The sequence below is a fragment of the Streptomyces rishiriensis genome (genome assembly GCF_003112535.1).
GTDB lineage: Bacteria > Actinomycetota > Actinomycetes > Streptomycetales > Streptomycetaceae > Streptomyces > Streptomyces rishiriensis.
Genome location: NZ_BEWA01000006.1, coordinates 1 through 23,454, shown reverse-complemented (window position 1 = coordinate 23,454; position 23,454 = coordinate 1). Strand labels below are relative to the sequence as shown.

The 23,454-nt window shown below is 73.4% G+C and carries 20 protein-coding genes and 1 pseudogene; 13 read left to right on the top strand and 8 right to left on the bottom strand.

Annotated features, from left to right (window positions below; all coding sequences use genetic code 11):
• Positions 1-193: 193 nt before the first annotated feature.
• Positions 194-811, top strand: a complete 618-nt coding sequence (locus Sri02f_RS11540) for a TetR/AcrR family transcriptional regulator (protein ID WP_109001054.1) — start codon at positions 194-196, stop codon at positions 809-811.
• Positions 808-1,923 (top strand): DMT family transporter, encoded by a 1,116-nt coding sequence (locus tag Sri02f_RS11535; RefSeq protein ID WP_281261889.1) that lies wholly within the window; start codon positions 808-810, stop codon positions 1,921-1,923. The genes Sri02f_RS11540 and Sri02f_RS11535 overlap by 4 nt, the downstream gene beginning before the upstream one ends.
• A 100-nt stretch (positions 1,924-2,023) precedes the next feature.
• Here the strand turns inward: Sri02f_RS11535 and Sri02f_RS11530 are convergent, their stop codons facing one another.
• Entirely contained in the window at positions 2,024-3,187 is a 1,164-nt protein-coding gene (locus Sri02f_RS11530) for an aromatic acid exporter family protein (RefSeq protein WP_373865087.1), read from the bottom strand.
• 207 nt (positions 3,188-3,394) lie between these two features.
• Between Sri02f_RS11530 and Sri02f_RS11525 the strand changes: the two genes are divergently transcribed.
• Complete coding sequence (locus tag Sri02f_RS11525) at positions 3,395-4,294, top strand: Rieske (2Fe-2S) protein (RefSeq protein WP_109001053.1); 900 nt, start codon at positions 3,395-3,397, stop codon at positions 4,292-4,294.
• Positions 4,295-4,393: 99 nt separating this feature from the next.
• Complete coding sequence (locus Sri02f_RS11520) at positions 4,394-5,023, top strand: DUF1360 domain-containing protein (protein WP_245970599.1); 630 nt, start codon at positions 4,394-4,396, stop codon at positions 5,021-5,023.
• A 105-nt stretch (positions 5,024-5,128) separates the two neighbouring features.
• Here the strand turns inward: Sri02f_RS11520 and Sri02f_RS11515 are convergent, their stop codons facing one another.
• From Sri02f_RS11515 to Sri02f_RS41175, 3 genes and pseudogenes are all read right to left on the bottom strand, one after another.
• Positions 5,129-5,671 (bottom strand): DUF4396 domain-containing protein, encoded by a 543-nt coding sequence (locus Sri02f_RS11515; RefSeq protein WP_109001051.1) that lies wholly within the window; start codon positions 5,669-5,671, stop codon positions 5,129-5,131.
• A gap of 136 nt (positions 5,672-5,807) precedes the next feature.
• On the bottom strand, positions 5,808-6,491 hold the full coding sequence (locus Sri02f_RS11510) for a phosphatase PAP2 family protein (RefSeq protein ID WP_109001050.1): 684 nt from the start codon (positions 6,489-6,491) through the stop codon (positions 5,808-5,810).
• A 7-nt stretch (positions 6,492-6,498) separates the two neighbouring features.
• A pseudogene (locus Sri02f_RS41175) lies at positions 6,499-6,615 on the bottom strand (DedA family protein); the annotation flags it as partial.
• 135 nt (positions 6,616-6,750) lie between these two features.
• Here Sri02f_RS41175 and Sri02f_RS11505 point away from each other — a divergent pair.
• The 6 genes from Sri02f_RS11505 (at position 6,751) to Sri02f_RS11480 (ending at position 12,135) form a co-directional block, all read left to right on the top strand.
• Positions 6,751-7,128: a BlaI/MecI/CopY family transcriptional regulator gene (locus Sri02f_RS11505; protein ID WP_109001049.1), complete on the top strand. Its 378-nt coding sequence runs from the start codon at positions 6,751-6,753 to the stop codon at positions 7,126-7,128.
• On the top strand, positions 7,125-8,054 hold the full coding sequence (locus tag Sri02f_RS11500; RefSeq protein ID WP_109001048.1) for a M48 family metalloprotease: 930 nt from the start codon (positions 7,125-7,127) through the stop codon (positions 8,052-8,054). Before Sri02f_RS11505 ends, Sri02f_RS11500 begins: the two co-directional genes overlap by 4 nt.
• Positions 8,055-8,386: 332 nt before the next feature.
• A complete protein-coding gene (locus Sri02f_RS11495; protein ID WP_109001047.1) occupies positions 8,387-9,325 on the top strand; it encodes an ABC transporter ATP-binding protein in 939 nt (312 codons plus the stop codon).
• On the top strand, positions 9,322-10,161 hold the full coding sequence (locus tag Sri02f_RS11490; RefSeq protein ID WP_109001046.1) for a hypothetical protein: 840 nt from the start codon (positions 9,322-9,324) through the stop codon (positions 10,159-10,161). The genes Sri02f_RS11495 and Sri02f_RS11490 overlap by 4 nt, the downstream gene beginning before the upstream one ends.
• A gap of 10 nt (positions 10,162-10,171) precedes the next feature.
• A complete protein-coding gene (locus Sri02f_RS11485) occupies positions 10,172-11,470 on the top strand; it encodes a sensor histidine kinase (RefSeq protein ID WP_109001045.1) in 1,299 nt (432 codons plus the stop codon).
• Complete coding sequence (locus tag Sri02f_RS11480; RefSeq protein WP_109001044.1) at positions 11,467-12,135, top strand: response regulator; 669 nt, start codon at positions 11,467-11,469, stop codon at positions 12,133-12,135. Before Sri02f_RS11485 ends, Sri02f_RS11480 begins: the two co-directional genes overlap by 4 nt.
• 34 nt (positions 12,136-12,169) lie before the next feature.
• On the opposite strand, the gene Sri02f_RS11475 is transcribed toward Sri02f_RS11480, so the two are convergent.
• Positions 12,170-13,300, bottom strand: a complete 1,131-nt coding sequence (locus tag Sri02f_RS11475; protein ID WP_109001043.1) for a magnesium and cobalt transport protein CorA — start codon at positions 13,298-13,300, stop codon at positions 12,170-12,172.
• A 249-nt stretch (positions 13,301-13,549) separates the two neighbouring features.
• On the opposite strand from Sri02f_RS11475, the gene Sri02f_RS11470 reads away from it, so the two are divergent.
• Positions 13,550-14,665 carry a winged helix DNA-binding domain-containing protein gene (locus Sri02f_RS11470; protein ID WP_109001042.1) on the top strand — a complete coding sequence of 372 codons (1,116 nt, stop codon included), beginning with the start codon at positions 13,550-13,552 and terminating at the stop codon, positions 14,663-14,665.
• A 166-nt stretch (positions 14,666-14,831) separates the two neighbouring features.
• Here Sri02f_RS11470 and Sri02f_RS11465 read toward each other — a convergent pair whose 3' ends face one another.
• From Sri02f_RS11465 to Sri02f_RS11450, 3 genes are all read right to left on the bottom strand, one after another.
• A complete protein-coding gene (locus Sri02f_RS11465; RefSeq protein ID WP_109001041.1) occupies positions 14,832-15,623 on the bottom strand; it encodes a S1 family peptidase in 792 nt (263 codons plus the stop codon).
• Positions 15,624-15,940: 317 nt separating this feature from the next.
• Positions 15,941-18,772, bottom strand: a complete 2,832-nt coding sequence (locus Sri02f_RS11455) for a helix-turn-helix transcriptional regulator (protein WP_109001039.1) — start codon at positions 18,770-18,772, stop codon at positions 15,941-15,943.
• A 244-nt stretch (positions 18,773-19,016) separates the two neighbouring features.
• Positions 19,017-19,886 (bottom strand): helix-turn-helix transcriptional regulator, encoded by an 870-nt coding sequence (locus Sri02f_RS11450; protein ID WP_109001236.1) that lies wholly within the window; start codon positions 19,884-19,886, stop codon positions 19,017-19,019.
• A 185-nt stretch (positions 19,887-20,071) separates the two neighbouring features.
• On the opposite strand from Sri02f_RS11450, the gene Sri02f_RS11445 reads away from it, so the two are divergent.
• Complete coding sequence (locus tag Sri02f_RS11445; protein WP_109001038.1) at positions 20,072-21,742, top strand: AMP-binding protein; 1,671 nt, start codon at positions 20,072-20,074, stop codon at positions 21,740-21,742.
• Positions 21,743-21,864: 122 nt separating this feature from the next.
• Positions 21,865-23,439, top strand: a complete 1,575-nt coding sequence (locus Sri02f_RS11440; RefSeq protein ID WP_109001235.1) for an AMP-binding protein — start codon at positions 21,865-21,867, stop codon at positions 23,437-23,439.
• Positions 23,440-23,454 lie beyond the last annotated feature (15 nt).

The following is a 23,454-nucleotide window of genomic DNA, read 5'->3' as shown; positions in this document are numbered from 1 at the left end:
GGCGCGGCGGCCGGACGCGGCTGCCGTGGACATGGCGGCGAGCATACCGACCCTCGTGCGGGCCGCGGTCCGAGGCCTCGTCCCCGGTGATCGGCCCCGCGATCGGCGAACCGCTCCTTCGCTTATCTGGGTAGACTGACCTACCTAGATAGGCCACTTAGACAGACCTACCCAGATAAGGGAATGGGGCGCCATGAGCGACACTCCCGGTGCGGCCTCCCGGCCCGCCAGGCGGCAGGGGAAGGCCCGCACCTTGCTGCTCGCCGCCGCCGCGCGCCGCTTCTACGCCGACGGCGTGTCCGCGACCGGCATCGACACGATCACCGCCGAGGCGGGCGTGGCCAAGATGAGCCTGTACAACAACTTCTCCTCCAAGGCCGACCTGGTGATGGCCTACCTCGACGCACGGCACGCGGAGTGGCTGGACCTGTACCGGCGGCGGCTGGCGACGGTCCAGGACGCGGAGGACGGCCGGAGCGGCGTACTCGCCGTCTTCGACGCCTACGCCGATCACGCCGCGTTCGCCTACGAGCACGGCTTCCGGGGGTGCGGCCTGCTGAACGCGGCTGCCGAACTGCCCTCCGGGCACGAGGGCCGGGACGTGGTGCGCCGGCACAAGGAAGAGGTCGAGGCTCTGCTCGCCGGCCACCTGCGGACGCTGCTGCCCGGCCGGCCGGAGGAGGCCCGCGCGGCGGCCGAGCATCTTTCGTTCCTGCTGGAGGGTGCGATGGCACGTGCCGGACTGGAGGGCGCGGGCACGCGTCTGGAGCATGCGCGGACCATGGCGGCGAACCTGCTGGACCGGCTGTGACGCGCCCCGTCGGCCGCCCGGCCGGCCCGGCGGGCACCGGCTCGCTGTGCGTGCTCGTGGCATCGGTGCTCTGGGGGACCACGGGCACCGCCGCGAGCTTCGCTCCCGACGTGGGGCCCCTCGCGATCGGGGCCGCGGCCATGGGCCTGGGCGGACTGCTCCAGGCCCTCTTGGCGGGCCCGCGCATCGCCCGGGAGACTCCCGCGCTGCGCGCGCAGCGCGGCGTGGTGGTGCTCGGCGCGCTGGCCGTGGCGGCCTACCCGTCGGCGTTCTACACCTCCATGCACCTGGCCGGGGTCGCCGTGGGAACCGTGGTGTCGATCGGCTCGGCACCGCTCGCCTCGGCCGTGATCGAGCGCGTGGTGGACGGCCGCCGTCTCACCCGGCGCTGGACGACCGGCGCCGTGCTGGGCCTGGCCGGAACAGCGCTGCTGTGTGTGGCCGAGGCTGCCGGAGCGACCGGGACGGTGCCCGGCGCCGGCGTCCACTCGGCGCGGACGATCGTGCTCGGCGTGCTGCTGGGCCTGGTGGCCGGATTCGCCTATGCCCTCTATTCCTGGGCGGCGCACCGCCTGATCAGCCGCGACGTCACCTCCGGTGCGGCCATGGGCGCCGTCTTCGGACTGGGCGGGCTGCTGCTCCTGCCCGTGCTGGCGACTACCGGCGCCCCGCTGCTCGCCTCCTGGTCTAATGCGGCCGTCGGCGCCTACATGGCCCTGGTGCCCATGTTCGCGGGCTACGTCCTGTTCGGCTGGGGCCTCGCGCACATCCCGGCGAGCACCGCGACCACCCTGTCTCTGCTCGAACCCGCCGTCGCGGCCGTGCTGGCCGTACTGGTGGTCGGCGAGCGCCTGCCCCTGCTCGGCTGGGCCGGCATCGCCCTGGTCCTGGCCTGCCTCGCCGTACTCACGACCCCTACCCGCAGGACCCCGAAGACCCCGACCCGCAGGACCCCGAAGACCCCGACCCGCACGGTGCCGAAGCTGGCCCGCACCGCTCCTGCCGAGCGGGACACGGCGGGCTCTCCTCCGGGTCGGCGGGGGCACGCCTGTGCCGCACCCGGGTTCCCCCCGGACACGACTCCGAGCCAGGGCTCCGAACCAGGACTGTGAAGCGGGGCTCCCGACCACGACTTCCCGGGCACGAACCCCGACCACGGATCCCCGACCACGGATCCCCGACCACGGATCCCCGACCAAGATTCCGGATGTGTCAGTCCTGGGCGAGCAGATCGGCCAGGCGGTTTGCCTGGGCCAGCAGCGTTCCGTAGGTCACCAGCGCGTCCGGGTCGTCGGGCACGGCCCCCGGCAGCCCCCGGCGGAAGTCGTCGAGCGTGCGCTGCAGCTTCGTGACCGCCTCGTGCAGTTCCTCCGCCGCGGCGTCGTCGTGGTCGTTCGGGACGCCCGGGGCTGCCAGGGTCCGGCCGTACAGCCGGACGGCCCGCGCGGTGTCACCCAGGAACTCGGCGTACGCCCGGGTGAGTTCCGGGGCCGGCCGGGCCGTCCTTCCGCTCTCCGCGATCTCCCGCACGGTCCGGGTCACGCCCGCCGTGTGCAGGGCGACGTAGTCGAGCACGCCCAGCGCGTCGGAGTACGCCTCGTCACCCGGGAGATGCGGGCGGGTGCGACGCCCCCGCGGGTTGGCGCGCATGCTCTCCCGGCTCCAGCCGATCGCCGACCGGGCCTGGTCGACCAGGCGGCCCAGCCGCAGGGCGCGCTCGTGCCATTCCCCGACCGGCAGACCGTCCCACTCGCCGTCGGCCAGACCGTCGGCCACCGCGTCGAGGATCTCCCGCGCCTCGTCCGCCGCGTCCTCCAGCGCGGCGCGGGCGTCGCGCAGGTACACGGGAGGCCGGACGAGCACGTTGACCGCCACGCCGACCACCGCTCCGAAGACCGCCTCCGCGATGCGCGCGGCCGACGCGGCGACCGTCACCGGACCACTGGTCAGCACGAAGAGCGCACCGGTGGCGGCGTAGACGCCCTGGCTTCCCAGGCGCCGCCACTGTCCCAGCAGCAGCACGGCCGGAAGGACCAGGGCCATCGTGATCATCGTGCTGTCCAGCAGCAGCGCCGTCCCCGTCGCCACCGCCGTCCCCACCGCGATGGCGGCGAGTTGCTGCAGTCCGTGCGCGACCGACCGGTACACCGTCGACTCCACCAGCACGACCGCGACCCACGGCGCCACGAAGGCCATCGGCGCGGCCAGCCACCAGCCCACGACCGCCCACGCCAGCCAGGCGGCCAGCGCCGCCTTGCTCGCCTGCACCAACAGATCCCGCTCACGTCCCGGTCCTGCGCACGCCCGCCGTACCGCCGACACGGCCGTGCCGGCGATGCGCCGGACCGGCCGGGTCGCCTTTCGCATCAACTCCATGAGAAGCAAGTGCCACGTGAGAGGCGCTACGCACCTGCCGGTCACGACTTCGTTCCGCTCGGCGACCGCCCGGGGTGTGTCGAGTGACGGGCCCGGTCGCCCCGGACCGCGGCGGCCGCCCGGTGGTCCGTCCCTCCGTCCGCCGGTGGTCCGCCGGTGCTTCCGCCGGTTCGTTTGCCGCAGGTCCTGAGGGGGACCCGGCTGCCCATGAGCACTACGTCTCCTCGCCCCCGGACAGGACAGAACCTGACCCTGCGGCTGCTGGACCGCCTCGAACGGGATTCCCGGGCCGACGCGGTGATAGACGCGGTCGCCGCGCGCGTGCGCGCCCTGCCGCTCGGACGCGGCCGGGACGTGCTGCACGGCAGGTGGCTGGGGCATCCGGTGCACCCGCTGCTGGTCCAGGTGCCCGTCGGCAGCTGGCTGTCCGCGGCGGTGCTGGATCTGCTGCCCGGCCGCACCCGCGGCGCGGACGTCCTGGTCGGCGTCGGACTGGCGGCGGCCACGCCCGCCGCCCTGACCGGCGCGGCCGACTGGGCGGAACTGCACCACGAGCAGCAGCGCGTCGGGCTGGTGCACGCCGTGGCCAACACGACCGCCGTCGGCCTGTACGCGGCGTCCCTCGCCTGCCGGCTCAGGGGACGCAGGGCGGCGGGGCGCGCCCTCGGCTTCCTGGGGCTGACGGCGGTGGGGGTCGGCGGGATGCTGGGCGGCCATCTGGCCTACCGGCAGGCCTCCGGCGCCAACCACGCGGAGGAGGTCGCGCACCTCGTGGGCGAGGGCTGGCACCGCGTCGGCGGGGCGGCCGACTTCCCCGTCGGCCGGGCCGTACGGCGCATGGTGGACGACGTCCCGATCGTCGTGGTGCATGAGCCGGACGGGGAGATCCACGCGCTCGCCGACCGGTGCAGCCACCTGGCCGGCCCCCTGTCCGAAGGCGCGATCGCCGACGGGTGCGTCGAATGCCCCTGGCACGGCAGCGTGTTCAGGCTCTCGGACGGCTGGAACGTCCGCGGGCCGGCCACCGCGCCGCAGCCCGCCTTCGACACCCGGATGGTGGACGGTCACCTGGAGGTCCGCCTCCGCCGGCACGACCAGGAGGACTAGGAGGATCACGAGGACCCCAGGAGGGCCAGGAAGGCCGGAAAGACCCGACAGACCGGACAGGCCGGAAAGACGAGAAGGGCCAGGGGGAACGTGCGAGCGATGACACAGAGAAGGCAGGGTGGGCCGACGGGACGGGAGCGGGGACTGCTCATGGGCCCGGCGACCGACAACCGTTTCGCCCGAGGTCTGCACGGATTTCTGCGCCGTACGAAGCGGGACTACTCGGCGGGGCAGGAGCGACCGCTGGAAGGCTATCTCGCGGCCATGGTCGGATTCGGGGTGTACACCTCGGCCTGGGCGACGGCGGTGCGGCTGTTGGGTCGCCCGGTGCCCGAGCGGCCCGCGCCCTGGGACGTGGCGCTGACAGCGGTGGCCGCCTTCCGGCTCAGCCGGCTGCTGAGCAAGGCGTCGGTGACCAGTCCGCTGCGGGCTCCCTTCACGCGCTACGTCGGTCCGCAGGGTCCGGCCGAACTGCATGAGGAGGCGCGGGCCGGCGACGGCAAGGACACCGTCGGTGAGCTGCTGACCTGCCCGTTCTGCCTGAGCGTGTGGGTCGTCTCGACGCTGACCGCCGGCCGGCTGATCTGGCCGCGCGCCACCGGCACCGCCATGGGCGCGCTCGCCGCCCTGGCCGGAGCGGATGCCCTCCAGCTGTCGTACGCGGCCCTGGTCGCCAAGGCCGACGGCCGGGGCGAGGACCACTCCGAGGAGCGCGCCGGGGACGACTGACTCCGCCCGTGCCCGCGTGACCCCGACCCCCGACCCCTGGCCCGTGCAGCACCCGGGGGTCGGGGGTCGGGGTCACGCAGGCGTCGAGCCCGGCTCGGTGGTGTCTCAGTGGTGGGCGTGGGCCACCGCGTGGCCTTTGCCGCGGCCGATCATCCACTTGTTGACCGGGGTGGTGATCAGCAGGGCGACGGCGAAGCCGCCGAGCAGCGTGGACCAGAACAGCCCGTCGTCCAGGTGGGCGTTCATGGCGCCCGGGACCAGGGCGATGATCCCGTTGTCGACCAGTTCCATCACGGCGATCGAGACGGTGTCGGCGGCCAGCGCCACCCGGACGGCGGACCTGAGGTCCAGACCGGCCCGGCGTACCGCGAACAGCGTGAAGGAGTAGCCGAACACGAACGACAGCGCGATCGCCAGGACCATGGTGGGCACGTTGCCCCACAGGAGGGCGGTCCCGATGACCATGCCGACGATCTCGCCCACGGCACATCCGGTGAGGCAGTGCAGGGTCGCTTTGACCGCGGTTCCCCAGGACGCCCCGCCGTGTAGGTCCTGCCCCACCTGCCCCTGGTTCGTGTGGCTGTGGTGGACCTCGTGGGCGGCGTGGTCGTGTGCGGTTCCGGTGTCGTGAGCAGCGCTGTCCTTCATGGCCTTCCCCCAATACCTCAGAGCGTTCCGTCGAAGTGTCCCCGCGGAGTGCGGCGCGCAGTCCGAGAGCACTATCGTCAACGCTATACCCCCACGGGGTATTCCCGGAGCTTGTCCGAAGGGGGCTGGGCTCGGCTCACGGCGTCGTCGCGTCCGTCGGCTCCGGGGTTCCGGGGGTCCATTCCCGGGGCAGCCACCGGCTCGCGGCGCCCAGGCACAGGCCCAGCCAGCCGAGGGCGAAGAGCCAGCCGCCGACGACGTCGGTGAACCAGTGCACCCCGAGATAGACGCGGCTCAGTCCGACCAGCACGCCCCAGCAGCCGACGGCCAGGGCGAGCGCCCTCCAGCCGCGCGGGGCGCGGATGCGGACGGCGATGATCAGCAGCCCGGCGGTGAGGGCCGACGTGGTGGTGTGACCGGAAGGGAACGCCCACCCCGACGCGTGCGTCGCCCAGTCCGTCAGGGGCGGCCGGGGCCGGGCGACCAGCGTCATCACCGCGTACCGCAGCGCCTGGCCTGCTCCCAGGCAGGCCAGGCTGAGTGCGACGGCGAGCGCGCGCTGCCGGAGGGTGCGTCCCGCGACGACCCCGGCCAGCGAGGCCAGCGTGTACGGGACGACGCCCGTCCCGGTGGCGGTCACTCCCCGGGCGAACGCCACCGCCACGTCCGGCCGGTGGGCGACGCACCACGACAGGAGGTCGGCGTCCCCGAACAGCGGCATGCCGTCGTGTCCCACCACGACCACGGTGAGCACGCCGAACGCCGTCCACGCGCCGAGGCCGCAGCTGCCGGCCAGTTCGGCGAGGTCACCGCGTTTCACGAGGTCGCCCGGTCTCGGCGAACAGCACCACGCCCACACCCAGCACGCCGAACGCGCCCAGCGGCGACCGGGCATCCAACACGTTGACAGCGAGCTGCGACGATAGGTGCATGGCTGTGGTCATCGTCGGGAGCCCCTTCCTCCTTCTTCCGGACCGTCGGACGCGGCGCCACGGCGGCACGGCGGCATCCGACGAATGACTACAATCATGTAGACGGTCTACTGCACTGTAGACGATGGTGGAATGAGGAACGTTCCCATGACCGATGCCGATGCGAGGGACGAGAGGCGGCCGGCCGGCGAGCTCGAAGCCGCCGTCATGGCGGCGCTGTGGGCGGCCGGGGCCCCGCTCACGCCCGGGCGGGTGCAGACCGAGCTCGGATCCGGCCTGGCCCGGACCACGGTGGCGACGATACTGACCCGTCTGCACGAGAAGGGCGTCGTCAGCCGTGAGCGGCAGGGCCGCGGCTACGCCTACCTCCCGGTGCAGGACGCGCCCGGCCTGACCGCCCGGCGCATGCACACCGAACTCGACCGCGACACCGACCGGGAGACGGTTCTGGCCCGCTTCGTCGCCCAGCTCAGTCCGGGCGACGAGCAGCACCTGCGCCGCCTCCTGGAAGGGGACGAACGGTGATCGCCCTGCTGTTCGTCCCGCTGCTGCTGCCCTTCCTCGCGCCGACGCTCGCCCGCCGCACCGTGGACCGCCTGGCTCCCGCCACCGCGCTGTGGGTCCTCACCGCCTCGACCCTGGCGCTGGCGGGAGCCTGCGTCGCCGCCCTCGGAGCCCTGATCCTGGCCGGGCTGCTCACGTTTCCCGCGTTCGCCGCCCTCGGCGAACTCGTCCATCCCCTGCGCACCCCCTCGGACTACGTCCTCCTCCCCGCGGCCATGGCGGCCACCGGGGTGCTCACGCTCAGCGTGTGGACGCTCGTGCGCTCGGCCTTCCGGCAGACCCGCGCCTTCCGCACCGCCCGCACGCAGGCCGACCGCCGTCCCGCCGCCGGTGATCTGTGCGTCGTCGAATCGCCCCACCCGGACGCGTACGCCCTGCCCGGACGGCCCCACCGCATCGTCGTCACCACCGGCATGCTGCGCAGTCTCGGCCCCGCCGAGCGCGAGGCCCTGTTCGCGCACGAACGCGCCCACAACCGGGCCGGCCACCACTACTTCCTGGCCGCGGCCGAGCTCGCCGCCCACGGCCACCCCGCGCTGCGCGCCACCCGCGACGCCATCCGGCTCGCCGCCGAGCGGGCCGCCGACGAGGCCGCCGCCGAGGTCACCGGCGACCGGCGTCTGATCGCCACGGCCATCGCCCGCGCCGCCCTCGCCGGCCAGGCCTTCCCTTCCACCCGCCCGGACTTCGCGCCCGCGGCGACGACCGGCCCCGTGCCCCGGCGCGTCGCCGCCCTCCTGCAACCGTCCCGGGGGAGCTCGCGCGCCAAGCGCCGCACCGCGTCCCTGCTGGTGGCCTGCGCGATCCTGTCCGTCGCCGCCGGAACGGCCGGTGTGGTCGACTTCCATCACGAGGTCGAGATCGCCCAGGGCGAGGAGGGCCCGTGACCGGACGGGCGCACGGGCTGCCCCGCCGAGAGGGTGCGTAGGAGTCGTCGCAGGCGTCGCAGGCGTCGCAGTGGACGTATGGGTTATACGGGTCGTACGGGTCGTACGATTCGTACAGGTCGTATTGGTTCGTTGCGGTGCGCAGTGGTGCGCAGTGGTGCGCAGTAGTTCGTAGTGGTTCGTAGTGGTTCGTAGCCGCAGTGGTACCGGGGTACTACGCGCCGCGCGCGGTTCAGCCTCGCGGTACCACCGGATCGGGGTGAACCGGACCTTAGCGTTGCGGGTGAGGCGTCGCAGGTGTGGGCGCCGGACCCCCGACAGGGAGAACGCGAATGATCGACGCACAGCGGTTGACCAAGAGGTACGGCGAGAAGACGGCCGTCGACGGGCTGGACTTCGTGGTGAAGCCCGGCACGGTGACCGGCTTCCTGGGGCCCAACGGCGCGGGCAAGTCGACGACCATGCGCATGATCGTCGGTCTGGACGCCCCGACCAGCGGCTCCGTCACCGTGAACGGCCACCCCTACGCCCGCCACCGGGCCCCGCTGCAGGAGGTGGGCGCGCTCCTGGAGGCGAAGTCGGTCCACCCGGGCCGCTCGGCCTACCAGCACCTGCGGGCCCTGGCGCTGACCCACGGCATTCCGGGCGGCCGGGTCGACGAGGTCATCGACCTCGCCGGCCTGGGCAGCGTGGCGAAGAAGCGGGCCGGGGCCTTCTCCCTCGGGATGGGCCAGCGGCTGGGCATCGCGGCGGCGCTGCTGGGCGACCCGCAGACGGTGATGCTGGACGAGCCGGTCAACGGGCTGGACCCGGAGGGCGTGCTCTGGATCCGCAACCTGCTCAAGGGGCTCGCCGACGAGGGGCGGACGGTGTTCGTGTCCTCGCACCTGATGAGCGAGATGGCGCTGGTCGCGGACCATCTGATCATCGTGGGACGCGGGCGGCTGCTCGCGGACACGACCGTGGCGGACCTGATCCGCGAGGCGGGGGGCGACACGGTGAAGGTGGCGACGCAGGACCCGGCGCGGCTGCGGGACGTGCTGGCCGGGCCGGGCGTCGACGTCACCGGCCGGATCGGCTCCGAGGAGCTCCAGGTGACCGGGCTGACCGCCCGCGAGATCGGACTGAAGGCCGCCGAACACGGCATCGCGCTGTTCGAGCTGAGCGCCAGGTCCGTGTCGTTGGAGGAGGCGTTCATGGACCTGACCAGGGACGCCGTGGAGTACCACGGCGCCACGACCGGCATCGACACCCTCGGGAGGCCCGCATGAGCACCCTCACCGCAACCGCGGAGGAACCCCGCACCACCCCCGCCCGCCCCGCCTACCGGGTGACCGGACGGCGCGTGCTCGCCTCCGAGTGGGCCAAGCTGTGGTCGCTGCGCTCGACCTGGATCACCCTGGGCCTGGGCCTGCTGTTCCTGGTGGCCTTCGGACTGATCGCGGCGAGCCGCTACAAGTCGGAGATCGGCTCCGCCCACATGGACCCGGACTTCGCCGCCTCGACGGCCGTCAGCCTGTCCCTCTTCGGCACGAACTTCGCCCAGCTGGCCCTGGGGGTGCTCGGCGTGCTGGTCACGGCGGGCGAGTACTCCACCGGGATGATCCGCTCGACGCTGGCGGCCGTGCCGCGCCGGCTGCCGGTGCTGTGGTCCAAGGCGGCCGTGTTCGGGCTGGTCGCGCTGGTGGTCGGCACCCTCGGCGCGTTCGTCGCCTTCGGCTTCGGCAGCGGCATCGTCTCCGGGACGCCGGCCGCGATGAGCCTGTCGCACGCGGGAGTGCTGCGCAGCCTGCTGGGCGCCGGGCTCTATCTGGGTCTGGTCGGCGTGATCGGGGCCGCGCTGGGCGCGCTGCTGCGGTCGGTGGCCGGCGGGATCTCGGTGCTGGTGGCCGCCCTGATGCTGATCCCGGGGCTGATCTCCCTGCTGCCCAGCTCCTGGCAGAACGACATCAGCCCCTATCTGCCGTCCAACGCGGGGGAGTCGATGTTCGCGCTGACCCACGACTCCACCGCCCTGTCGCCGGGCGCCGGACTGCTGGTCTTCGTCTGCTGGACGGCGCTGGCGCTGGGCGGCGCGGCGTACCGGCTCGCGCGCACCGACGCCTGACGCCCGCACCATGGGCGACTCCTTGACGACCGCCACCGACGACATCGGCGGGATGGGGCCGCTGGTCGCCCGGCTGTCCCGGGGCGGCCAGCGGCTGCGGCAGGCCGACCGGGCGCACCCGTGGGTGCTCGACACCGCGGTCGTGATCGTGGTCTTCCTGATGTTCTGCCTGCCGGACCTGCTCCACGTCGGGGCGGACGACGGCGACGGCCCCCGGCGTTTCCGGCTCGCCTTCACCCGGCTGCCCGTCGCGGGCATGCTGGCCCTGCAGGCCGGCCTCGTCCTGCCGCTGCTGTGGCGGCGGCGGGCGCCCGTGGCGGCCTTCGGCGTCATCGCCGCGGTGTTCGTCCTGCAATGGTCCCTGGGCGCGGCGCTGCGCGCGGACATCGCCCTCTTCATCGCCCTGTACAGCCTGGCCCTGCACGGGAGGCTGCGGCAGCTGCCGTGGGCCTGTGCGGCCATGGCGGGCGCGATGGCGCTGGTCGCGGTCCGCGCGTCCTCGTCCGTGTCCGTGTGGGACGCGCTGTTCTTCCTGCTGAGCACGGCGACGGCGGCGCTCGCACTCGGTCTCGTGGTGCGCATCCGGCGGGCCCAGCTGGCCGGTCTGCGGGAGCGGGCGGCCCGGCTGGAGATAGAGCGCGACCAGCGCAGCAGACTGGCCACCGCCACCGAACGCACCCGGGTCGCCCGCGAGATGCACGACATCGTCGGCCACAACCTGTCCGTCATCATCACGCTCGCCGACGCCGGCGCCTACGCCACGGACGCCGCCCCCGAACGGGGCAAGGAGGCCCTGCAGCTCATCGGCGACACCGGCCGGCAGGCCCTCGGCGAGCTGCGGCGCGTGCTCGGCGTGCTCCGCGAGGCCGCGGACGCCCCCGCGGGCGGGCCCGAGCTCAGCCCGCAGCCCGGCATCGCGGACATCGGCGCGCTGTGCGCCACGGTGCGCGCCGCAGGACTGGAGGTCGTCTACCGGACCTCCGGCGACGTCGAGGCCCTGGACGGCGGGGTCCAGCTGACGGTGTACCGCATCGTCCAGGAGGCCCTCACCAACACCATGAAGCACGCCGCCGACGACGCCCGGGTGCACCTGGCCGTCGTCGTGACGGGCGCCCGGCTGAGCATCCGGGTCCAGGACACCGGCCCGGCCGCACGGTACGGGCCGCCGAACGAGGAAGGACACGGCCTGGTGGGCATGCGGGAGAGAGCGGCTCTGTACGGCGGAACCGTCAGCGCGGGGCCGACCGGCGGCGGAGGATGGAGCGTCGAGGCCGTCCTCGATCTCACGCCCCGCGGCGGTGGGCGATGACCACCGTCCTCATCGTGGACGACCAGCCGCTGCAGCGCTACGGCTTCCACATCCTCCTGGACTCCGTCGACGAGACCGACGTCGTCGGCGAAGCCGCGCACGGCGCCGAGGCCGTCCGCAAGACGGCCGAACTGCGCCCGGACGTCGTCCTGATGGACGTCCGCATGCCCGGCATGGACGGCATCGAGGCCACCCGCCGCATCGTCGCCGCCGGCGGCCGCTCCCGGGTCCTCGTGCTCACGACGTTCGACCTCGACGAGTACGTCCACGCCGCGCTGCGGGCCGGCGCGAGCGGCTTCCTGCTCAAGGACGTGCGCCCCGAGGAGCTCCTCGCCGGGATCCGCGCGGTGGCCTCCGGCGACGCCGTCATCGCGCCCGCCCTCACCCGCCGTCTCCTGGAGGAGTACGCCCGCTACGTCCCCGCGCACCGCGCGGACCGTGCCGAGGACCCGGGACTGGGCTCCCTCACCGACCGCGAACGCGAGATCCTCGTCGCCGTCGGCAAGGGCTGGACCAACGGCGAGATCGCCGCCCGGTTCGTCCTGTCGGAGTCCACCGTCAAGACGCACGTCGGCCGGGTGCTGGCCAAGATCGGCGCCCGCGACCGCGTCCAGGCCGTGATCTTCGCCTACGACCACGGGCTGGCCCGGCCCACCACGGACTGATCCGGGCGCCGGGCGAGCCGCGCGACCGGCTCGCTCAGAGCCAGTCGCGCCGCTTGAAGACGAAGTAGAGGCCGGTGCACACCACCGCCATCAGGGCGATGGCGAAGGGGTAGCCGAACACCCAGCGCAGCTCCGGCATGTGCGTGAAGTTCATCCCGTAGATCGTCCCCACCAGCGTCGGCGCGAACAGGATCGCCGCCCACGACGAGATCTTCTTGACCTCCTCGTTCTGCTCGAACCCGGCCTCGGCCAGCGCCCGCATCTCCGCGTTCTGCTGCTGGGTGACGAGGGTCGCGTTCACCGTGAGGATCTCGGTGAGGGCCTGGCGGAATCCGTCGACGCGCTCGCTGGTGTGCGTGACGTGGTCGGCGACGTCGCGCAGGTAGCGCTGGAGCTCCTCGTCCGTGCCGTACTTGGAGAATCCGGCCATCAGACCGTGCAGCATGCCGACCAGCGGGCGGGTGGCGCGCTGGAACTCGACCATCTCGCGGGAGAGCTCGTAGATCCGGCGGGAGACCTCCGGGTCGCCGCGGAACACCTCGGTCTCGATCTCGTCGATGTCGTTCTGCACACCCGACACGACCGGCACGTAGCCGTCGACCACCGCGTCCAGGATGGCGTACAGGACCGCCTCCGGGCCGAGCTTCAGCAGCTCCGGGGTCTCCTCCATGCGCCGGCGCACCGCCGACAGGTCGGGGGCCGCGCCGTGCCGGACGGTGATGACGAAGTCGGGCCCGACGAAGACGTGCAGCTCGGCGAAGTCGATCTCCTCGGGCGCGTCCAGGTAGCGGGCCGCCCGCAGGACGACGAACAGGGTGTCGCCGTAGCGCTCCAGCTTCGGCCGCTGGTGAGCCTCCTTCGCGTCCTCGACGGCGAGCGGGTGCAGGTCGAACTCCGCGGACAGGGAGTGCAGTTCGTCCGCGGTCGGACGGGCCAGCCCGATCCACGCCATGCCCGCCGGCTGCTCGTGCAGCGCCCGGTAGGTCTCCGAGAGCGTGGCCGGGGCGGCGACCCGGACGCCGTCCCGGTACAGGACGGCCTGGACGATGCCGGCCGGCTCGGACGGGACCGCGGACGGCGCCGCCGGCGGGCCGGGCGGCCGCGACGGGGGCGCGGGTGCGGGCGGGGTGCGGCGCCAGACGGGCTTCCTGGGGCGCTCGGGCATCGCGGCTGCCTCTCGGTCGAGACTGCGGTCGAGACTGCGGTCGTGCGGAAGTCGTGCGGATGTCGTCCGACGTCGGCGGATCACCGGGCGGGCCGATCACCCGACACCGATCTCCGGGCGGGCCGATCACCAAGCAGGATATAGGGGGCATACGACGTCGACGGGGAGGATCGAGCCCCGTCCGCCGGGCGCTGTAGGGCAGTGGCTGTAGGACAGAATCCGTCCTCCAGCGCCGTTAGGTTGCCGTACATGACGAAGACGACGTCCGCGGCGGTCCCCGTGCTCGGCGTGCGCGCCCTCAACCGCGCCACCCTCGACCGGCAGCTGCTGCTGCGCCGCTCGGCCCTGTCGGCGGGGGCCGCTGTGCACCGCCTGCTCGGTCTGCAGGCGCAGAACGTGAAACCCCCCTACTACGCGCTCGCCGCCCGCCTCGACGGCTTCGTCCCGGAGGCGCTGTCGGCCCTGATGGCCGACCGCGAGGTCGTCCGCATCGTCAGCATGCGCTCCACCATCCACACCCACACGGCGGACGACTGCCTGACCCTGCGCCCGTTCGTGCAGCCCGCCCGCGACCGCGAGCTCACCCACTTCCGCAAGGGTCTCGCCGGCGTCGACCTCGACCGGCTCGCCGGCCTCGCCCGCGACCTCGTGGAGGCCGAGCCGCGCACCATGGCGCACCTGCGCGAGGCCCTCCACGCCGTGTGGCCCGAGGCCGATCCGGCCTCCCTGGCCGTGGCCGCCCGGTGCCGACTGCCCCTGGTCCAGGTCACCCCGCGCGGGCTGTGGGGCAGGAGCGGGCAGGTCGCGCTCACCACCGCGGAGCACTGGCTCGGCCGCCCCGCCGAACCCGCGCCCGCCCCGGACGACGTCGTCCTGCGCTACCTGGCCGCCTTCGGCCCGGCCTCCGTCAAGGACATGCAGACCTGGGCGGGCCTGACCCGGCTGCGCGACGCCTTCGAACGGCTGCGGCCCCGGCTGCTGGTCTTCCGCGACGAACAGGGCGTCGAGCTCTTCGACCTCCCCGACGCCCCCCGCCCCGACCCCGACACCCCGGCCCCGCCGCGCTTCCTCCCCGAGTTCGACAACCTGCTCCTCTCCCACGCCGACCGCACGCGGGTGATCCCGCCCGAGCAGTGGGGCCGCAGCTGGCAGGGCAACCAGGCCCACCGCACGCTCCTCGTCGACGGCTTCCTGGCGGGTGTGTGGAGGCGGGAGCCGGACGCCCTGGTCGTCGAGCCCTTCACGGACCTCACCCGGCGACAGCGCCGGGAGGTCCTCGAAGAGGGCGAGCGGATGCTGTCCGTGCTGCACCCGGGGGAGTCCCCCGACATCCGCTTCGGCCGGGTGCGGGCCGCCGGGGACTGACCGGCGGGGGCGGCATGCGCGAAGCCCCCACCGGAGACCGGCGAGGGCGTGGAGAGGGGGCGCTGCGGGCCGCTCGTGGAGGCTCGCAGCGCCCCCTGATCGTTCCCTGAGGGTCCTCGGGGGTGAGGGGTCCCTCAGGCGTTCTTCGGGGTCAGCCGTGCACCGGCTACGAGGTGACCTGCGCGGTCACCAGGCTGGAGAAGGTGGTCAGCCGGGTGTACACACCCGGGTAACCGGCCTCCGCGCAGCCCTCGCCCCAAGAAGTGATCCCTGCCAGGACGCCCCCGATGAGCAGGGGACCGCCGCTGTCGCCCTGGCAGGTGTCTGTGCCGCCGGAAGTGAATCCGGCGCAAACCATGTCGGTCTGGACGAAGTCCGAACCGTAGGAGCTCTTGCAGCTGGAGTCGGACACGACCGGGACGGTCGCGGTCCGCAGCTGGTTGGAGGAGCCGCCGTTCTCCGAGGTGGTGCCCCAGCCCAGGATGCGGGCGGTCGTGCCGGCCGCGTACACCCCGGTCTGCGACGAGGAGACGTACGACGCCGTGGTGTACGGCATCGACGTCGACAGGGTCAGCACGGCCACGTCGTCGCCGTTGGTGGCGTCCGTGTAGTCCGGGTCGATCCAGATCCTGCTCACCCGGCTGACCGTGCCGTTGGTGCCGTTCAGGTAGGTGCGCCCGCCGACGACGCGCACGCTGCTCGTGGTCTCGCCGGCCATGCAGTGGGCGGCCGTGACCACCTTGGTCGCCGAGACCAGCGTGCCGCCGCAGAACTGGTTCTGCGAGGCGTCGGTGATCTGCATCATGAACGGGTACGCCGTGGTCGTGGTCGTCGTGCCGCCGACGATCGGCTGCGGTGCCGCGACAGCGGTGGGGGAGCTGAGCAGTGCCGTCGCCGCCGCGGCGGCGGTCGCCGCGACCACGGCTGCGGTCTTCTTCACGCGGTTGAGCCCGAGCATGGAACTCCTCGATGGAGATGGCCGGTGGGGGGTCGCGCGGGTGTGGGGGTGAGCACGGGGGCCGCGGGACCGACCCCCGTGTGCCCGGGCGAGCGGCACGTCCCTTACGCTAGGGCTCGGCCACCGCTCCCCCCAATGAGGGAACCCCCTAAGGGAGTTGGGGCAGGGAAAACCCTCGGTCGCCCCGGAGAACCCGCGCCCGCGGCCGCGGCCGTCGATCCGGAACCGCTCGGTGCGCCCGCCGCGCGCGGCGCACGAGCCAGGAGAATCCCACTAGGAGTAGGTAGCCGCTGCGGGAGCGATGTCCCGCCGATTCCTCACTTCGCGTGACGTCCCGCCGCCAGACGGACGATGTCCACGCGCGAACGGATCCCCAGCTTGCGGTAGACCCGGGTCAGCGTCGCCTCGACCGTCTTGACGCTGATGAACAGGCGCGCGGCGATCTCCCGGTTGGTCGCGCCCTCCATGACGAGCGCGGCGACCTGACGCTCCATCGCGGCCAGCCCCTCCAGCACGTCGGACGGCGGCTGCTGCCGGACGACGGGGAGCTGCTGCGCCGCCGCGCCCTCCGCGGCGGCCTCGTCCACCTGGCGCAGCCAGGGCAGCGCCCGGCACCGTCTGAACAGCCGTGCCGCCTCGTCGTACGACGTCGGCCCCGGCCCGGTACCCGGCCGCAGGGTGCGCAGCCGGGCCAGCGCGAACGCCGCCCGCGCCTCCTCCAGGCCGTATCCCAGCTTGGCGAGCCGGTCCTGAACGGACGTCAGCCGGGACAGCGCCGCCTCGTGGTCGCCGAGCGCCGCCCGCACCATCGCCTCCGAGCGGTCCAGCACGGCCAGCACGCTCTCGCGGTCCAGCCGCAGCGCGTGCTCGCGCGTCACGTCGATGACGTCCTGGGCCTCGCCCGGCTCGCCCACCCGCACCAGCGCCTCCGCGAGGTCGCCCTGCCAGCGGCCGCGCGCCGGGTCGGTGATGCGCAGACCGGCCTCCAGCTCCCGCACCCGGCGCAGCGAGCCGACCGCGCCCGCCGCGTCCCCGGCCACCAGCTGGGCGTGGCCCAGCGCGGCCAGCGCGCGCGAGAGGTACATCTGGTCGCCGTCCTCCTCGGCCCGCCCCGCCGCCTCCCGGGCCAGCTCCAGCGCCCGGTCGACGTCGCCGCCGGAGGCCTCGGCGAGGGACGCCAGCATCGCGGAGGCCCCGAGGCCGATGCCGGAGTCACGGGCCAGCCGCAGGCTCTCGCGGGCCAGGTCGAGGGCGCGTCCGCAGTGCCCGGAGCGCAGTTCCGTCTCGGCGAGGAACCGCTGGAAGTGCACCTCGCTCTCGACCATGCCGCGCCGGCGCACCTCGCGCAGCAGCGCGGTGATGGTCGAACGGGCCTCGGCCAGCTGGTCGCTCATCATCAGCCAGCGGAACCTGGCCGCGCCGACGCCGTTGTGATGGCAGGCCACATACGGGTCCTGCGGCTCCTTCATCGCCTGCTTGATGGTCGCGGGCGCGTTCGGATGCCCCATCAGGGTCTCGGTGGACGACTGGAAGGACAGCGCCATCAGCTCGGTGCGCCGGTCGTCGCCGCGCGCGGCCAGTTCCGCCGCGTGCGCGGCCTCCTGCCGCGCTTCGGAGAAGTCGCCCTCGACGATCAGCTTGCGCCAGGCGAGGTGGTAGTGGACCAGGGCGAGCAGCCGGGGGTCGTCCCCGGCGTCGGCCAGGGCCTGCGGGAAGACGGCGTCGACGTCGCCGAGGGCCTGTCCGGCGGCCTCGATGACCACCTCCCAGGCCCGGATCCGGTCGGCGGGCACGGTGGCCCGGGTCAGCACCTCGCGCGCGATGTCCCGGGCGAGGTCCACCTCGCCGGCCGTGATCGCGTCCTCCGCGGCCTGGAGCCGGTGCCGGTCCGGGGCGGGCGTGCCGTCCGGCGGGGTGTGCCGGGCGGCGAGCAGCCCGAGCGAGGCGGCGACCGAGGGGGCGCCCCGGTCGCGGGAGAGGGCAGCGGCCTCGGCGAGCCGGGCGGCCACCTCGGGGTCGGTGCCGGTGGTGGCCAGAGCCAGGTTGCGGGCCCGCTCGATGGGGTCGGAGGCGGCGGTGGACAGCGCGGCGTGCGCGGCCCGGCGCTCCTGTGCGGGGGCCTCCGCGTACAGCGCCGCGGAGATCAGCGGATGCGCGAACCGCACGGCCGGCCCCTCGGGCTCGGTCGCCAGCAGCCCGAGCTCGGCGGCCCGGGCGGTCTCGGCCTCGGCGTTCTCCCGGCCGGCCGCGTGCAGCAGGGCCAGCGTGGGACGGGCGCCCGCGCTGGCCACCAGCAGGGTGCGCCGGGCCTCGGCGGAGAGCATGTCGAGACGGCTGAGGACCAGGGCGCGCAGCGAGGTCGGCACCGGCAGCGGCTCGCCCGGCCGGGGCGGCGTCGGACTCTCGCCGAGGGCGCGGCCCAGCTCCAGGGCGAAGAGCGGGTTGCCGCCGCTGGTGCGGTGGATCTCCCGCATCGTCGAGCGGGGCAGGTCGGTGTAGCCGCGGTGGTCGAGCAGCGCGGAGACCTGGGCGCGCGAGAGCGGGTTGAGGCGCACGGCGAGGGTGTCGGGCGGGGACGCGCGTAGATGGCGGTCGTACTCCTGGCCCTCGGTGCGGACCGCGCAGAGCAGCTGGACGGGGGTGTCGCCGAGGCGGCGCGCGGCGAAGCCGAGGAGTTCGGCGCTGGCCGAGTCCAGCCACTGCAGGTCGTCGGCGACGAGCAGGACCGGGCCCGTCGCGGCCAGGGCGCGCAGCGCCGACAGGACGGCCAGCCGCAGCGCGAGGCCGTCGCGCTGCAGAGTCGATTCGCCGCGGCCGGTCAGCGCGGACTCCAGTGCGGTGCGCTGGGCGGCGGGCAGCTTGTCCGAGATCTCGTCGAGGACCAGCCCGAAGAGATCGGCCAGGGCGAGGAACGGCAGGTGCGATTCGGACTCGGTGGCCGAGCAGCGCAGCACGGTGCGCGCCGCGTCGCCGTAATCCGCGGCCAATGCCCGCAGCACGGTCGACTTTCCTATTCCGGCCGGGCCGTGCAGCAGCACACTGCCGCCGCGGGTCAGCTGCTCGCGCGCGGTCGCGTACAGCTCGTCCCTGCCGATGACCAGGTCGGGGCGGCATCTGGCAGGCTCCTTGAAGTCCCGTCGCACGGTCACCGCTCCCCTCCGAGTGTCGTGTCCGGGCCAAATTCTAGGCAATGACTCTTTGAAATCCGGAGGCGTGGCGTGGTGAGGGATATAACAACGTGACGCATAGGGAAATTCAGGGTGACGGTGAGTGAATAATCGGTTGTCGTGAGGGGGCTCCCTGGCTTGATGTGATCGCTCCTCGCCGGCGCCCCGCCGGGCGCCCGCCGCGGCCGTGCCGGGCCGTCCCCCGCGGGGATGCGGCGCCGTCGCGCTACGGCAGCAGACCCGCCCTGCGGGCCGCGACCACCGCCTCTCCCCGGGTGCGCGCGCCCAGCCTGCGCATCGCCGACCTGAGATAACCCTTGACCGTCTCCGCGCGCAGCCCCAGCCGCTCGGCCGCCGCCGCGTTGGTCGCCCCCGCCGCCACGCACGCCAGCACGTCCAGCTCACGCGGCGCCAGGACGACCGGCTGCCGCTCCGGCCCCCAAGGCGCCGCCGGGGCCAGCATCCCGCAGGCGTCGAGGAGCTCCCCGCGCAGCACCGGGTCGGCGATCCGCGGGGCCAGGGCGCGCAGCGCCGCGTGCGCCTCACGCACCTGCTCCCAGCTCGCCGAAGCCTCACCGCCCCCGCCACCCCGGCCGGCTCCGGCGGCCGCCGCGCGCGCCTCGGCCGCCGCGAGCAGATCGCGCGCCTCGTCCTGGACCACCAGCGCCTGCTCCAGGTCGCGCGCGGCCTGCACGGCCGCGGTCAGCGTGCGTTCGCCCAGCGGCTGGGCCGTGCGCAGGGCGCCGTACAGCACCCCGCGCACCCGGCGCCGCACCACCACCGGGATCGCCACCACCGAGCGCAGACCCTCCTCGGCGACGGCCGCGTCGTATTCGTGGCTGATCTGCCGCGACAGGGAGTAGTCGGTCACCGCGCACGGCCGGGCCAGCGCCACGGCCTTGCCGCCCAGCCCGTTTCCCGAGGTCACGGCCAGCCCGCGCAGCGCGAGCCCGGCCGCCCCGCTGAACTCGCTGATCCGCATCCGCTGCCGACCCGGCTCCACCAGCCCGCCGAAGGCGACCGGCAGCCCGGTCGCATTCCGCAGCCGCACCAGCGCCCCGCCGATGTGAGCCGTTCCGGCTGCGTCTGCTGCCACGTTGTCGCCCTTTCCGCGCGGCGTCGTGCCGCACACCCCCGTTCGGGGGTAGTGAGACCTGCATCACGGATTACACGATGGCAGAGAGCCGCCCGGCAATGGTCCGGCGTCGGGAGTGTGCCCCAGGGGCGCGCCGCTGTCGAGCGCGTCCCCGAGGCCGACGAGCAAGAGAGCGAGGAGGACCGATGACGACGGCGACGGAGCGCTTCCGCGCAGCCCGCGACTTCCTGCTGGAGCACCGCGAGGACTACACAACCGCTTACGAGCGTTTCGAGTGGCCCCGGCCGGAGCGCTTCAACTGGGCCCTGGACTGGTTCGACGCCATCGCCGAGGGCAACGGGCGCACCGCCCTGCACATCGTCGAAGAAGACGGTTCCGAAACCCGTCTCAGCTTCGCCGAGCTGGCGGAGCGCTCGGACCGGGCCGCGAACTGGCTGCGCGCCCGCGGAGTCGCCGCCGAGGACCGGATCCTCGTCATGCTCGGCAACCAGGCGGAACTGTGGGAGACCGCGCTGGCCGCCATGAAGCTGCGCGCGGTCGTCATCCCCGCCACCCCGCTGCTGGGCCCCGCCGACCTCGCCGACCGCGTCGCACGCGGCCGGGTCCGGCACGTCCTCGTCCGCTCGCAGGACGCCGGCAAGTTCGACGACGTCCCCGGCGACTACACCCGCATCGCGGTCGGCGGCGCACCCGAGGGCTGGCACCGTTACGAAGACGCTTACAGCGCGTCGCCCGACTTCACGCCCGACGGCCCCACCCTCGCCGACGACCCGCTCATGCTCTACTTCACGTCCGGCACGACCGCCCGCCCCAAACTGGTGGAGCACACCCACACCTCGTACCCGATCGGGCATCTGGCCACGATGTACTGGATCGGGCTCAAGCCCCACGACGTGCACCTCAACATCTCCTCGCCCGGCTGGGCCAAGCACGCCTGGTCCAACCTCTTCGCCCCCTGGAACGCCGAAGCAACCGTTTTCATCCACAACTACACCCGCTTCGACCCGGCCCGTCTCATGGCCGAGATGGACCGGGCGGGCGTGACGACGTTCTGCGCCCCGCCGACCGTCTGGCGCATGCTCATCCAGGCCGACCTCACCCAGCTGCGCACCCCGCCCCGCGAGGCCGTCGCCGCGGGCGAGCCCCTCAACCCCGAGGTCGTCGAACAGGTGCGGCGCGCCTGGGGCGTCACCGTCCGGGACGGCTTCGGCCAGACCGAGACGGCCGTGCAGATCGCCAACAGCCCTGGCCAGGAACTGAAGGCCGGCTCCATGGGCAGACCGAGCCCGGGCTACCGGGTGGAGCTCCTCGACGCCGTCTCGGGCGCGCCGGGCGCCCGGGAGGGCGAGATCGCGCTGGACCTGTCCGCCCGTCCGGTGGGCCTGATGACCGGTTACCACGGCGATCCCGACCGCACGGCGGAGGCGATGGCCGGCGGCTACTACCGCACCGGGGACATCGGCAGCCGGGACGAAAACGGTTACCTCACCTACGTCGGACGGGCCGACGACGTCTTCAAGGCCTCCGACTACAAGATCAGTCCCTTCGAGCTGGAGAGCGCGCTGCTGGAGCACGAGGCGGTCGCCGAGGCGGCCGTGGTCCCCGCCCCGGACGAACTGCGCCTCGCCGTGCCCAAGGCGTACATCGTCCTCGCCGAGGGCTGGGAGCCGGGCCCCGACACCGCGAAGGCGCTGTTCGAGCACTCCCGCGACGTCCTCGCCCCCTACAAGCGCCTGAGGCGACTGGAGTTCGCCCCGCTGCCCAAGACGGTCAGCGGCAAGATCCGCCGGATCGAGCTGCGCGAGGCCACGGCGGCCGGCTCGACGGACGAGTACCGCGAGGAGGACTTCCGGTGAGCGGCTCGCACGGCGGGCTGGCCGGCCGCGCCGCGGATGCGCCGGCCGGCCGGGGGGCGGTCCAGGCGGCGGGACCGGCGGCGGTGTCCGGTCCCGGCCCGGCGTACGCGCACGGGACGAGCATGACGACCCTGCTCGGGGACACCATCGGCGCCAACCTGGACCGCGCGGTGGCCGCCTGGCCCGACCGCGACGCCCTGGTCGACGTGCCCTCCGGGCGGCGCTGGACGTACGCCGCGTTCGCCTCGGACGTCGACCGGCTGGCGTGCGCGCTGCTCGCGAGCGGGGTCGCCAAGGGCGACCGGGTGGGCATCTGGGCGGTCAACTGCCCCGAGTGGGTGCTGGTCCAGTACGCCACCGCCCGGATCGGCGCGATCATGGTGAACATCAACCCCGCCTACCGCACCCACGAGGTCGAGTACGTCCTGAACCAGGCGGGGATCTCCGTGCTGTTCGCCTCGCTCAGCCACCGGACGAGCGACTACCGGGCGATGGTCGAGCAGGTCCGCCGCAGGTGCCCGCAGCTGCGCGAGACCGTCTACATCGCCGATCCGAGCTGGGACGCGCTGCTGCGCCGCGCCACGCCCGATCGCCACGAGGACCTGCGGACCCGCGCCGGCGAGCTGTCCTGCGACGACCCGATCAACATCCAGTACACGTCGGGAACGACGGGCTTCCCCAAGGGCGCCACCCTCTCCCACCACAACATTCTCAACAACGGTTACTCCGTGGGGGAGTCGATCGCCTACAGCGAGCGCGACCGGATCTGCGTCCCGGTGCCCTTCTACCACTGCTTCGGCATGGTGATGGGGAACCTCGCGGCCACCTCGCACGGCGCCTGCGTCGTCATCCCGGCTCCGTCCTTCGACCCGAAGGCCACGCTGGAGGCGGTCCAGCAGGAGAGGTGCACGTCGCTGTACGGCGTACCGACCATGTTCATCGCCGAGTTGAACCTCCCCGACTTCGCCTCCTACGACCTCTCCTCGCTGCGCACCGGCATCATGGCGGGCTCGCCCTGCCCGGCCGAGGTGATGAAACGGGTGGTCGCCGAGATGAACATGGCGCAGGTGTCGATCTGTTACGGCATGACCGAGACCTCGCCCGTCTCCACCCAGACCCGCCGGGACGACGACCTGGAGCACCGCACCGGCACCGTCGGCAGCGTGCTGCCGCACATCGAGGTGAAGGTCGTGGACCCGGTGGACGGCGTCACCCGGCCGCGCGGCGTCCCCGGCGAACTGTGCACCCGCGGGTACAGCGTGATGCTCGGTTACTGGAACGAGCCCGAGAAGACCGCCGAGGTGATCGACGCGGGACGCTGGATGCACACCGGTGACCTGGCGGTGATGCGGGAAGACGGTTACGTGGAGATCGTCGGCCGCATCAAGGACATGATCATCAGGGGCGGGGAGAACATCTACCCGCGCGAGATCGAGGAGTTCCTCTACGGCCATCCGAAGATCAGGGACGTCCAGGTCGTCGGAGTCCCGCACGAGAAGTACGGCGAGGAGGTCCTCGCCTGTGTGATCCCGGACGACGCGGCGGACCCCCTGACGCTGGAGGAGCTGCGCGCGTACTGCGAGGGCCGCCTGGCGCACTACAAGATCCCGAGCAGGCTGCAGATCCTGGACGCCTTCCCGATGACCGTCTCGGGGAAGGTGCGCAAGATCGAACTGCGCGAGAAGTACGCCCTCTAGGGTCAACGCCGTTCA